Origin of the sequence: Hymenobacter sp. 102 (assembly GCF_049949205.1) — a bacterium.
In the GTDB taxonomy this organism is placed as follows: Bacteria; Bacteroidota; Bacteroidia; order Cytophagales; family Hymenobacteraceae; genus Hymenobacter.
The window spans coordinates 3,938,938-3,951,561 of the sequence record NZ_CP188172.1 but is presented as its reverse complement, the minus strand read 5'-3'; the positions used below and the strand labels follow the sequence as shown (position 1 = coordinate 3,951,561).

Below are 12,624 nucleotides of genomic sequence, written 5' to 3'. Positions count from 1 at the left end.
ATTCTGTTTCAGGCCGAATCAAAGCCGGTGATAATAGCTCAGCGACTCCGCAATTTCAGCCAGCGTAACGGGCTGGTCGTACACGCCCCGGCCGATTTCAGCCAGCAGCGTACAGTTAATTACCGAACCCGCGTTTTTCTTGTCCTGGAGCGCAAATTCGGCAATTGCCTCGGTTTCGAGCCGCACAAACTGCACTTTCTCGTACACCGAGAATAGGAAGGTCTCAATCTGGTCCAGTTGCTCAATGGATAGTAGACCCTTCTGGTGACTTAGCCAGGCTTCGCACACTATACCGGCAGCAACGGCCTCTCCGTGCAGAATTTCGCGGCCGGGTTGCTGCAACAGATAGCTCTCTAGGGCGTGGCCCACTGTGTGGCCGAAATTCAGGAGCTTACGCAGGCCGCTTTCCAGTGGGTCCTGCTCCACAATACGCTGCTTCAGCTTCACCGACTCCCGGATAATGGGCGTCCAGTCCTCAACCCCCACTACTCCGATGTAGCGGTTGCGCTCAAACGCCTCAGCATCGGCAATCAGCCAGTGTTTGACTACCTCCGCATACCCCGACTTTAGCTGACGGGGGTCCAGGGTCTGCAGAAAGCGGGGCTCGATACACACTGCGGCTGGCTCCTGAAATACACCCAGCTGATTTTTAAACCCAATAAAATCAACGCCGGTTTTGCCACCTACGCTGGCATCAACCTGGGCCAGCAGCGTGGTAGGCACCTGTACGAACCGAATGCCGCGCTTATACAGTGCCGCTGCAAAGCCGCCCAGATCCGTCACTACCCCACCCCCCAGATTAACCAGCAGGGCCTGCCGGTCGGCGCGGTGCTCCGTGAGGGTGCGCCACACCTGCTCACAGGTAGCAAGCGTTTTGGCTTCCTCCCCGGCCGGAATTTCTATGAGGGTAAAGCCCTGGGGCAGGTGCGGTTCCAGCAACGGCAGGCACAACCGGGCCGTATGCGTATCAGCCAGTACAAAAACTGCACTTATGGCCGGGCGGCGCACTATTTCAGCCAGCTTTATCAGGGCATCGGCACCTACAAACATTGTTTCGTTCAAAATTATATGAATTTCGTAAAACTTTTCGATGAACGGTTGCAAGAAATCAGACAAAAATAGCTTGCTTTGATGCAACTATTATAGCCCAACCCGGATCATGCAGGCGCAACTTACTTTCTATTCCTTTATGAACTCTTCTACGCGCGTACTATACGCTGCCGCAGTTCTGACGGCAGGTGTTTTGTTTTCCTCATGCAGTAAAGACTCAATGCCTACCATGGAAGAAGGCTTGGTGGGCCGCTGGGAGTGGCAGCAGACTGCCGCCGAGCGTCAGGCATTGCTTACCCCCGATAACACCGGCCACCGAGTGGTGGTGGAATTTGACCGTCGGGGCCGGGCCCGCTTCTACCAGGATGGTACCCTCATCAGTGCCGCAGCGTTTACAGTGCGTCGGGAAGTCGGTGGTTTCAACGCACCTTCCCGGCACCTCATCATCTACCGTGGCTACCAGAACAATCAGTACTATTCCGTAATTGGCAACCGCTTGCAGCTTCAGGATACCAACGGTAAGCTACTAGCCCACACTTACGTACGCGTAGTACCGGAAGTATCGGCCCATTTGGATGCTCACAAGCCGTATTAGGGGAGCGAACAGCTACCATCCTAAAAAAAGACAGCGGAATGGATCCGCTGTCTTTTCTGTTTTAAGGTCGGTTCATCTTCCGGCTACCGCTAGGCTAAACCCCGCAATTAGCGGTTATCTTTGCCGAAAGTGCAACCACCCACTGCGCCGCTTAACCACCCCAATCATGCCCGTTACTCAAGCCACCCGCGTTTCCTTCGACGATACTGCCGTTGCATTTGCCTCCAAATCCAATGGGGAGCTGCGCAAGATGTATGCCCTGTTCGCTGCTATGAACAACAACACGCTGGTAAAGACCGGGAGCGGGCTCGTAAAAACTGCATTAAAGTGGCACATTCCCGGAACGAAATTCCTCATCAAGAACTCTATTTTTGAGCAGTTTTGTGGGGGAGAAACTATTCAGGAGTGCCTACCCGTCATTCAGGAGTTGGGCCGTTACCGCATCGGCACCATTCTGGACTATTCGGTGGAGGGCGAGGGAGACGATAAAGGCTTTGATGCCACTACCACTGAAATTCTGGCTACCATTGACTTAGCCAGCCGCTCCCAGCATATTCCCTTCAGTGTATTCAAGGTAACGGGCATCGGCGACGCCACTATTCTGGAAAAAGTGCAGGCGGGCACGGCCCTGACGCCCGCAGAGCACACCAGCTTCGAGAAAACCCGCAAGCGCATGAATGCTATTTGCGCCCGGGCACATCAGCACGGGGTGCGCGTGTTTGTGGATGCGGAGGAAAGCTGGTTTCAGGAAACTGTTGACCAGCTCACGTACGAGATGATGCAACGCTACAATCGGGAAGCTCCCATTGTCTGGAATACCTACCAGCTGTACCGCCACGACCGGCTGACTGCCCTGGAGAAGGCCCATGCTGATGCCGTGGCCGGTGGCTACTACATAGGGGCCAAACTGGTGCGGGGAGCCTATATGGAAAAGGAAGCCCGGGTAGCCACGCAGCAAAGCCGCCCTACGCCCATCAACCCCAGCAAATCCGCCACCGACGACTTGTATAATCAGGCACTCCGGTTCTGTGTAGATCATCTGGACCGGATTGGGGTGTGCGCCGGCACTCACAATGAGGCTAGCTCTCTGCTGCTTACTCAATTGATGCAGGAGCGCAGTATCAGTCCTAACGACCCCCGGGTGTGGTTTGCTCAGTTGTATGGTATGAGTGATAACCTGACTTACAACTTAGCTCATGCCGGCTACAATACGGCCAAGTATGTTCCGTATGGCCCCGTGGCCGCCGTAATGCCCTACCTGCTCCGGCGGGCTGATGAGAATACCGCCATTGCGGGCCAGACCAGCCGGGAATTTCTGCTGATTCAAAAAGAGATGAACCGCCGTAAGCTGCAGCAGTCCTAAGCGAGCATTTCACTCAACCTGCTGAACGGCACAGTTTTTGGAAAATATCTGTCCGTTGCGCAAAGGTCCGCCTTTACGCAACGGACTTTTTTTTGTTACATTCCCCCTTTCTCTCCACCATTTTTCCCGCCCATGACTGGCCGAGTACGCAGCCATCTAATCCGTTTTGCCCGCACGCAGGTAGGTACTACCAGCTACCTGAACCTGGTTCAGGAGGCTGAGCTAGGCCTGAACCTCGATATTTCCCACGAAAAAGCCCGACTCAATGAAATCCTGGCCGAGATATCAGAACAGGAGCACAAAGCTGGTCGTCCTATTTTGAGTTGCCTAGTGAAAGTAGAAGGCTCCAAGGGCCAGGGTGATGCCTTTTATAAGTTATGTGAGCGGTTGGGCTTGGGTGAATGGCGGACGCTGAAGCAACAGGAGGATTTTCTGAAAACCATGCGTCGGGAGTGCCGGGCCTTTTGGCAGGATGATGAGAATTTCGAAAAATTTGCGTAAGCAAAAAATGGCGTTCCGGGGCCGGAAATGAGCTTATGAGCTGAATACGGATGAGATACCAAGGGAACTGGCCGCAACCTCGCCTGGTAGGCTGCGTTTAGCAACCTCGAAACCCTGCGGCGGATTTCCTTTCCATACCTCCGCTGGCGTCTCTCTCCAATTCATTCTTAAAACTACCACCCTCATGAACACCAACGATTCGATCAACCCAACAAATTCAGGTACTGGTTCGGGCGCTAACTACGGTACTGGCGCAGCCGGCACGGGCTACGGCACTGGTGCCAATACTACTTCGAGCGGCAACATGGGTAACTCCACCACTGGCGACTCGTCGATTCCTTCTTCAACTTCGCCCAGCTACCCCACCAACTCTTCTACCGATAACAACCCCCACCATGACTACAGCGCCACCCAGAAAGGGGCTGCCGTTGCTGGCTCGGTAGGTGCTGCGGTAGGCTCCGGTATTGATGCTGCCCAGAACGCCGCTGGTGATGCTGCCCGCGCCGTAACCGACTCTGACCGTACGTACGGCTCCGGTAGCAATTACACTACTGGTACGTTCCGTGACCGCGCCAGCGCAGAGCGTGCTTACGAGTCGCTGTCTTCACGTGGTTACTCCAAAGACGACGTAAACCTGTTGATGTCGGATGACACCCGCAAAACTCACTTCGGCGACAACACGCCCGATACGGACCTGGGCGATAAAGCCATGGAAGGTGCCGGCGTAGGTTCCGCCATTGGTGGTACGGCCGGCGCTGTAATCGGTGCCATTGCTGCCATCGGCACCTCGGTAGCACTGCCCGGTCTGGGCCTGATCATTGCCGGTCCTATTGCTGCCGCACTGGCTGGCGCTGGTGCCGGTGGCCTCACGGGTGGCCTGGTAGGTGCCCTGGTAGGCTCGGGTATTCCCGAAGAGCACGCTGCGGAGTACGAATCTGACGTGAAAAACGGCAACATCGTAATGGGTGTGCGTCCGCGTAGCGAAGAAGATGCTCGTTATTTTGAAGAAGAATTCCGCCGTCACAGCGGTGACAAGGTACGCCGCTACTAAGCACGCACTCAGTTCTTTCTAAAAAAGGCTCTCCCCTTGGTGGGGAGAGCCTTTTTTTGTGACTGATCTTCTGGCTGCTCACTGGCAACTCATTTTTGGGTGGTTATTTGCTGAACCCCTATATTCACCAACTGACAGCACCCAAAGCAATGCAACCCGACGACCATTTTTCGTCCCTTTGCGTAAGAACAGCAGTGTAATAAGGGCACTTATTGCGCTAACGGCAGCGTTGTACTATGTGATTGGCGGCAGTTGCTCGGCGCACTTTCACGCTGGCACTCCCATCATTCAGGAATTTTCTTCATTTCACCCCCCTCGTTAGTTCATGTCTTCCCCCCGACTCAAAATAGGCTTGTATGCCTCTGTGTTGCTGGCGGTGTTTGTGCTGGCTTCTTATAAGCTGTACAAGCGCAACGACGGTGGCTCCCCGCAAAAAGATGAAGTCCTCATCAAGGCGATGCTACAAGGCCTCAGCGCGGCGCATTATCAGCCAGAGCGCATTGATGACGCCTTCTCCAAGCGTGTATTCGATTTATACCTGAAGCGGCTGGATGGCAGCAAAAAGTTTTTGCTTCAGTCCGATGTAGCGGCCCTTTCTCAGTATCAAAAAAGTATTGATGATGAGGTGCAGCGCGGTACGCACGAGTTTCTGGACAAGAGCACCCAGATTATGGCGCAGCGTGTGAAGGATGTGCAGGGTCTGTACCGGGAGATTCTGGCGCAGCCTTTTGATTTTACTTCGGAGGAAACCTTCGAAACGGAGCCCGATAAGGCCAGTTTTGCTGCTAATGCCGCCGCCCAGCGCGAGGAATGGCGCAAGTTTTTGAAGTACCAGACGCTGGTCCGCGTTTCGGAAATGATGGACGAGCAGGCCAAAAAGAAGGACAAGCCGCTGGCCTCTACTACGGCTACGCCTTCAGCGGCTACTACCTCGGAGCCAGCCCGTACCCCGGCCCAGATGGAAGCCGAAGCCCGCAAGCGCGTGCTGAAGTACTTTGATGATTACTTCAAAGATCTGTCGCAGACGGATGCTAATGACCGGCTGGCCATGTACGCCAACGTCATTGCCAACACCTACGACCCGCACACTGAATACTTCGCCCCCCGCGACAAAGACAACTTCGATATTGCCATGACGGGCCGTTTCGAGGGCATTGGGGCTACGCTGCAGGAGAAGGACGGCCAGATCAAGGTAGCTGACATCGTACCTGGCTCAGCCTCTTACCGCCAAGGCGAGTTGAAAGCCGGCGACGCCATTATCCGGGTAGCCCAGGGCACTGAGGAGCCGGTTTCGGTGGAAGGTTGGCGCTTGGATAAGGCCATTGGCCTGATTCGGGGTAAAAAAGGCTCCGAAGTACGTCTTACCGTACGCAAGCCCGACAATAGCACCAAGATTATTCCCATCATCCGCGACGTGGTGGTTATTGAGGAAACATTCGCTCAATCGGCTACTATTACCGAGAACGGACGGAAACTGGGCTACATCAAGCTGCCGAACTTCTACGCCGACTTCAACGATAATGGCGGCCGCAGCTCAGCTGCCGATGTGAAAAAGGAGCTGGAAAAGCTCAAGCAGGAAAACGTACAGGGCGTAGTCCTCGACCTGCGCTTTAACGGCGGTGGCTCTCTGCAGGACGCCGTGGAAATGGCTGGCTTGTTCATTGACAGCGGCCCGGTAGTGCAGGTGCGTGGCGGCCAGGGTTCGGCCACTATTCTCAACGACCGGGACCCCCGCGTGCAGTATAGCGGCCCGCTGGTGGTACTGGTAAACAAATACAGCGCCTCGGCCTCGGAGATTCTGGCTGCCGCCATTCAGGATTACAAGCGCGGCGTAATTATGGGTTCGGCCAGTACCTATGGCAAAGGCACCGTACAGCGCATCTTTGATCTGGACGACGCCATGCCGGCCGAGTTTAATAGCATCAAGCCGTTTGGCTCCCTGAAACTGACCACCCAGAAGTTCTACCGTATTAACGGGGGGTCCACGCAGTTCAAAGGGGTTATTCCGGACATCATCCTGCCGGATGCCTACAGCTACTTGGACCAGGGCGAAAAGGAAACCGACTATCCGCTGAAGTGGGATGAAATTACGCCCGCCAAGTACCGGGCCTGGAACAACGCACCGGCCATCGACAAGCTCCGCCAATCCAGTACGGCTCGCGTAAATGCCAGCCCCAGCTTCAAACAGCTGTCGGATATGGTACAGCGTATGGTGAAGCGGAAAGATGACACCAAGGTGTCGCTGAAGCTGGCGAACTACCGCGCCGAGCAGGTGCAGGCTAAAACGGAATCGGATAAGTACGAAGCTATCCAGAATGCCGCTCAGCCCATGGCTATTGCACCCCTTGCTTTCGATTTGCGCCAGCTGGGTACGGATACTCTTAAAGTGAACCGGGCCTCCCGCTTCGTGAAACCCCTGAAAAAGGACATCACCCTACGCGAAGCTGTTGCTGTACTGAAAGATCAGATGTAAACAGCTGCTTGCAGGCATACTGAAAGCCCCCTGCTTCTGAGCAGGGGGCTTTTTTTGTACTCAAAGACCACCGCTTGTTCGTTAGCAAATCAACGCTCTAAACAGGTTCCTCAAGAACATTTTAAATAAAATACAAGCAACTGAATTACAGTTATTTACTTATTGTTTATTTATGACAATATTTTTAGCAAATAAGAACCTATTTCTTAGTATCTTGGTTGAGTAGATATGACAACGAACGACATGGAAACCACCATCATTCCGCTGATTACCGACGAGCAGAAGCAAGCTGAGGAAACCTGGCGCAAATCGATTCCGGCGCAGGTGTTCCTGAACTACTTCTTTGCCATCAACTACCACATTGAGCAGGCCGACGATGCTATGGGCGGTTTGCAGCATCTGCCCTATTTCCGGGCTCACCAAGCGGAACTGACCACGGAGGACGTGCAAGCAATTACTAAGCTGCTGCACGCCAGCTGGAGCACCGAATACGCACTGCGGGCCACTGCCGAGCTGGGTGACGAGGAATACCTGCGCCACGCCTTGCACTGGACCTTTCCGCAGGCATACCACACCATTATGGCTGGCCTGCAGAGCTTCCTGTATACGACCGGTGTCAGGAGCAATAATCCTTCGTTGGTACGCCGGGAAGTAGGCCGGTTGGTCGTACGCAATGCGTATCCCCGACCAATTTCCTTCTACGCTGCCGGAGCCTACGGCGACTTCAGCATCCATCGGCTGCCGCTGGCGGGTTACAAGGCGGGCCTGCACATTGCCGGTAAGGAAATTGACGCCCAGGCGCAGATTGGTCAGTTTCTGCGTACTACCCGCAAAATAAAGGCGCAGGCTACCCGCCAGCAGGTGCAGGCCAACCCCAACACTGCCATCCGCAGCCAGAAAACCGGCAAGGTGCTGGATAAGTGGACGGCCGCGCACTGGCAGCAGATTACCTGGCGTCTGGGTTACACTACCATCTTCGATCTGCTGGGCCGCCTGCGCATTTCGCAGACCAGCCGGGAAATTGAGCGTTTTGTGGAGGCAGACATTGACTTCCAGCTGTTTCACCACTCCCTGCTGAACATTGTGAGTTACCTCAACGGCCTGCATGAGACTTATGTGGCCAAGGCCATGGGCCTGGAGCGGTACCAGCAGCTGGTAGCGGAGCTGCCCAAGCACCTGCAGAACTCTTTTGTACAGGAGCGCCTGCGCACCCGCATTGAGCCAGCCCTGCGCGACGATGCGCCCATGCTGCAGATGGCCGCTTAAACGGCCTGCCCTCCAACCGCCGCTTCTTTTGTTCCGACTCCATATACACGTAAGTGCCGGCCCCTTGGGTCGGCACTTTTTGCGTTGGGAGCCTGCTGAGGGGCACAACTAACCAAGTATTCGTTGGTTTATGCGAATAAGTGTGTAAGCCGCGCTATTTTTGCGGCTTGATTTTACTGGCCATTGGCCTCGTTTTACACCCCGTACCATGCAGCACCTCAGCGAACAGGAGATTATTCGTCGGAATAAACTGGAAGAGCTACAGAAGCTGGGCATTGAGCCCTACCCTTCCGAGCTATTCGACGTGAACTTCTACGCCCAGGAAATCCACGACAACTATCATCCCGAGCTGAACAACTTTCAGGAGGTAAGCCTGGCCGGCCGCATTATGTCGGTGCGGGTGATGGGTAAGGCCTCGTTTGCGGAGCTGATGGATGCTTCGGGCCGGATTCAGCTCTACATCAACCGGGACGAGATCTGCCCCGGCGAGGATAAAACGCTGTATAATGTTGTCTTCAAAAAGCTAGTTGATCTGGGTGATTTTGTGGGCGTGAAGGGGCACGTGTTTAAGACGCAGGTAGGTGAAACCTCCGTGCACGTAACCGGCTTCACGCTGCTAAGTAAGAGCCTCCGGCCATTGCCAGTAGTGAAGGAGCGCGTAGATGAAGCCACGGGCGAAAAGGTGGTGTACGATGGCCTCACGGACCCTGAAATGCGCTACCGCCAGCGCTACGTGGATCTGGTGGTAAATCCACACGTGCGCGACGCTTTCGTCAAGCGTACGCAGCTGGTACAGGCCATGCGCAACTACCTCAACGACAAAGGCTACCTGGAGGTGGAAACGCCTATCCTGCAGCCTTTGTACGGGGGAGCAGCGGCCCGGCCCTTCAAAACGCACCACAACACGCTGGACATGACTCTGTACCTGCGTATTGCCAACGAGCTGTACCTGAAGCGCCTTATTGTGGGTGGGTTTGATGGAGTGTATGAGTTTTCAAAGGACTTCCGCAATGAGGGCATGAGCCGGTTCCACAACCCCGAGTTCACGCAGATGGAGCTGTACGTGGCCTACAAGGACTACTACTGGATGATGGACCTGGTGGAAGAAATGGTGGAGCGCGTGGCCCTGGCCCTGCATGGCAAAACTGAAGTGCAGGTGGGTGCCAACCTCATTAATTTTCAGCGCCCCTGGAAGCGCTTCACCATGGCCGAGGCCATTGAGCACTTCACCGGTTTCAACATCGACGGCAAGAGTGAGGACGAGCTGCGCGCCGCTGCCAAGGAGCTGAAAGTAGGCCTCGACCCGAGCATGGGCAAAGCCAAAATCATCGACGAAATTTTCGGGGAGCACGTGGAGCCGAAGTTGATTCAGCCCACCTTCATTACCGATTACCCGGTGGAAATGTCTCCGCTGGCTAAAAAGCACCGTAGCAAGCCGGGCCTGGTGGAGCGCTTCGAGGCTATCTGCAATGGCAAGGAAATCTGTAATGCCTTCTCCGAGCTGAATGACCCCATCGACCAGCGGGCCCGCTTTGAGGAGCAGCTGGAGCTGGGCAAGCGTGGCGACACGGAAGCAATGGTGCTCGATGAGGACTTCCTGCGCGCTCTGGAATACGGTATGCCACCTACGGCCGGCCTCGGCATCGGTATTGACCGGCTAAGCATGATCATGACTAACTCCGGCTCTATCCAGGATGTGCTGTTCTTCCCACAGATGAAACCGGAATACGCTAAATCGGAGAATGCCCCCAAGCCCGAGTCGGAAGCATAGTTCTGTGTCAGCTACGGACTGAAAATCAGAAAGCCTCCTGCTATTGATAGCAGGAGGCTTTCCTTTTTAACTAACCTTATTTTCTGCCTATAAAGACAGTTTGCAGAAGCTTGCGATGGGCATGTACGATTTTACTACTGGGTCTTGTTAACCATTCTCCAATAGAAGCTCTACAGCCGGCAATTTTACGACAAACCCTTACTCGGCAATCAGTAAGTCAGTTATGTGTTCTTTAACGGCCGCTTTCCACCTAGGGTTACAGGCCGGTAAAAAATACTCTCTGGTGTATGAGCAGGTTATCTGGGCGGCCCGCGCCAAACATGAGAAGGCCTCCCGCCGATAAATGGACGAGAGGCCTTCTACTGTTACAAATCAGCTTACCCTTCAGGCTGGGAATACGGGAGAAGCTTGCGATGGACAACATGTGATTTTACTGACAGATTGTTTAACCAGATTCTGTCAGAAGCTCCATGGTCGGCAATTTTACACTCGTACCATCTCCAGCCATCATTCAGGCTGATTGTATGCTATATAACGAGGATGCATCCGGAAGGTTACTTCTCTGGGAAGATTTTCTTTTCTAACTCCGGTAGCCCGGATAATGGCGAGAGTCGCCCCCCATGCCGTCATAATCCGGGTCATTCTCGGTGCCATAGCCACTGCTGTCAGGCTGGTTGAATGAGTTCAGCAGGCCATCGGCGGCGGCGCGGTCGGTGCGGTGCTGTTCAGAATCGGCTGGGGCCTGCCCTTTGAGCGCATCCAAACGGTTTTTTCCATCCTTCAGCAGCTTACTCAGGTCGTCGCCGAAGCGGCCAGCCGATTTCTTCAGGCTGGCCCGGGCTTCCTCTCCGGTTTCAGGAGCCAGCAGCAAACCTGCCACAATGCCAGCCGTGGCGCCAGCTAGCAACGAGAAAATCACTTTACCTTTTGTGTCTTGCATAACGTGTAAACCATTTGGGTTAAGGAATAGCTGAGGCCAGCCTACAGAAGAACACACGACACCTGCACGCGGTTAAAAAAAGCCCCGGCCTCTTGATAGGCCGGGGCTTTGTTGTGGGTGCGGTGCGACTTACAGGTCGTTCAGCATTTTTACCACTTCGTGCTTGGCTTTGCCCAGCTTGTTCTGCAGGCGTCCTACCAGCTCATCGCCTTTACCTTCGGCGTAATCCAGGTCTTCGTCCGTGAGCTGGGCGTATTGCTGTTTCAGTTTGCCTTTGGCTTCATCCCAGTTGCCTTTCAGCTTCAGCTTCGAGCCGGCCCCCGTGATACCCAGGTCTTCCAGCTTTTCGATGTAGCCCTTGAACTTGGAGTCCAGGTCTTCACCGTATTTCGAGAGCTGCTCGCCCAGTTGGCCGCTGTATTTGGTGGCCGCCGAGCCGAGCTTTTCGCGGGTAGCTTTGCCTTTGTCAGGAGCCATCAGCAGACCGGCAATGATACCAGCACCGGCACCAGCCAACGCAGCGAGGAGAATTTTACCGGAGTTGTCTTCTTCGTGGTACGACATGATTCTTGGGGGAGAGAATGGGTTGAAAATAGGTTCAGAATGGAAAGCCGGCGCACTGCAACCAGTAGCAGCCGATTATGGGCAGCTATACGCGACCAAACGGCCGGGGTTTTCCCTGCGTCGGAAATTAGCGCGGTAAAATATTCAAATTTTATATCCTTGCTTACCCTCCGGGTTGCTCTGCCGTAAAGAATGAGCAGTACCGGCCTGTTAATTTGCTCACTTTCACATTTTGCTTCATGCTTCGCTTTGTTGCCTCCCTGGTTCTACTAGCTGCCACCGCCGCCTGTCAGCGCGAAACCCCACCTACCACCGACTGCATCGACCCCAGCAAAATCAAGCAGGATGCTATGTGCACGATGGAGTATGCCCCCGTGTGCGGCTGCAACAACCAAACGTACAGCAACGCCTGCCAGGCTACCAATGCAGGCGTCAAAACTTACACCCAGGGAGCCTGTCCGGGCGCGGCCAAGTAGCAGCTGGCCGGGGTTTCGGACCGGCTGATGTAGCTTGCGGTGCGGCCGGGGTGCCGCCTTGTTTTTTCGTTTTCGTATGTCAGAGAAACGCTATTTCCGCCAACAGAATCCTTTTGTAGTGCCCACCACCGATGGTAAGCTCATTGAGGAGCACATTGGGCTGGCCAGCACCGGCACGGACCAGTACAGCGTGGCCCACATGGTGGCCCCGCCCCAGTGGAGCGAGCCGCACCAGCGCCCCGAGTTCGACGAGGTGACCATTGTAGTGCGTGGCCGCAAGCGGTTTGAAATTGACGGCGACGTGGTGGAGTTGGGCGCGGGCGAATCGTTGCTGATTAAGGCCGGCGCCCGGGTGCGCTACTCTAACCCCTTTGGCGAGGAGTGCGAGTACTGGTCGGTGTGCGTGCCGGCCTTTTCCCCCGCCACCGTACACCGGGAAGAATAATCCCACTTGGGTGACACCAGTGCAAGCCCTTATTCCTGGATGAACCGGGGATGAGGGCTTTTTGGTGAGTGCCTACGGGGCTGATATCTGGATGACTTAGCAAGGTCAGCCAAGCGAGATGCTTCGGCT

The 12,624-nt window shown here is 54.9% G+C and carries 12 protein-coding genes; 9 read left to right on the top strand and 3 right to left on the bottom strand.

Going from position 1 to position 12,624, the window contains the following annotated elements:
* Positions 1 to 18: 18 nt before the first annotated feature.
* Positions 19 to 1,050 carry a 3-dehydroquinate synthase gene (gene aroB, locus ACN19L_RS17000; protein WP_426490659.1) on the bottom strand — a complete coding sequence of 344 codons (1,032 nt, stop codon included), beginning with the start codon at positions 1,048 to 1,050 and terminating at the stop codon, positions 19 to 21.
* A gap of 220 nt (positions 1,051 to 1,270) precedes the next feature.
* On the opposite strand from aroB, the gene ACN19L_RS16995 reads away from it, so the two are divergent.
* From ACN19L_RS16995 to lysS, 7 genes are all read left to right on the top strand, one after another.
* Entirely contained in the window at positions 1,271 to 1,645 is a 375-nt protein-coding gene (locus ACN19L_RS16995; protein WP_426490658.1) for a hypothetical protein, read from the top strand.
* A gap of 166 nt (positions 1,646 to 1,811) precedes the next feature.
* Positions 1,812 to 3,008: a proline dehydrogenase family protein gene (locus ACN19L_RS16990; protein WP_426490657.1), complete on the top strand. Its 1,197-nt coding sequence runs from the start codon at positions 1,812 to 1,814 to the stop codon at positions 3,006 to 3,008.
* 132 nt (positions 3,009 to 3,140) lie between these two features.
* Positions 3,141 to 3,509: a hypothetical protein gene (locus tag ACN19L_RS16985; protein WP_426490656.1), complete on the top strand. Its 369-nt coding sequence runs from the start codon at positions 3,141 to 3,143 to the stop codon at positions 3,507 to 3,509.
* 184 nt (positions 3,510 to 3,693) lie between these two features.
* Entirely contained in the window at positions 3,694 to 4,560 is an 867-nt protein-coding gene (locus ACN19L_RS16980; RefSeq protein ID WP_426490655.1) for a hypothetical protein, read from the top strand.
* Positions 4,561 to 4,885: 325 nt separating this feature from the next.
* A complete protein-coding gene (locus ACN19L_RS16975; protein WP_426490654.1) occupies positions 4,886 to 7,033 on the top strand; it encodes a carboxy terminal-processing peptidase in 2,148 nt (715 codons plus the stop codon).
* Positions 7,034 to 7,261: 228 nt separating this feature from the next.
* A complete protein-coding gene (locus tag ACN19L_RS16970) occupies positions 7,262 to 8,299 on the top strand; it encodes a hypothetical protein (protein ID WP_426490653.1) in 1,038 nt (345 codons plus the stop codon).
* 208 nt (positions 8,300 to 8,507) lie between these two features.
* Positions 8,508 to 10,070: a lysine--tRNA ligase gene (gene lysS, locus ACN19L_RS16965; protein WP_426490652.1), complete on the top strand. Its 1,563-nt coding sequence runs from the start codon at positions 8,508 to 8,510 to the stop codon at positions 10,068 to 10,070.
* Positions 10,071 to 10,650: 580 nt separating this feature from the next.
* On the opposite strand, the gene ACN19L_RS16960 is transcribed toward lysS, so the two are convergent.
* Both ACN19L_RS16960 and ACN19L_RS16955 read right to left on the bottom strand, forming a co-directional pair.
* The gene (locus tag ACN19L_RS16960) at positions 10,651 to 11,010 is read right to left on the bottom strand and encodes a YtxH domain-containing protein (RefSeq protein WP_426490651.1); all 360 of its coding nucleotides are present in this window, start codon (positions 11,008 to 11,010) and stop codon (positions 10,651 to 10,653) included.
* 129 nt (positions 11,011 to 11,139) lie between these two features.
* The gene (locus tag ACN19L_RS16955; protein WP_426490650.1) at positions 11,140 to 11,574 is read right to left on the bottom strand and encodes a CsbD family protein; all 435 of its coding nucleotides are present in this window, start codon (positions 11,572 to 11,574) and stop codon (positions 11,140 to 11,142) included.
* Between the two features lie 239 nt (positions 11,575 to 11,813).
* On the opposite strand from ACN19L_RS16955, the gene ACN19L_RS16950 reads away from it, so the two are divergent.
* Complete coding sequence (locus ACN19L_RS16950) at positions 11,814 to 12,050, top strand: Kazal-type serine protease inhibitor family protein (RefSeq protein WP_426490649.1); 237 nt, start codon at positions 11,814 to 11,816, stop codon at positions 12,048 to 12,050.
* Between the two features lie 76 nt (positions 12,051 to 12,126).
* A complete protein-coding gene (locus ACN19L_RS16945) occupies positions 12,127 to 12,495 on the top strand; it encodes a cupin domain-containing protein (protein WP_426490648.1) in 369 nt (122 codons plus the stop codon).
* Positions 12,496 to 12,624 lie beyond the last annotated feature (129 nt).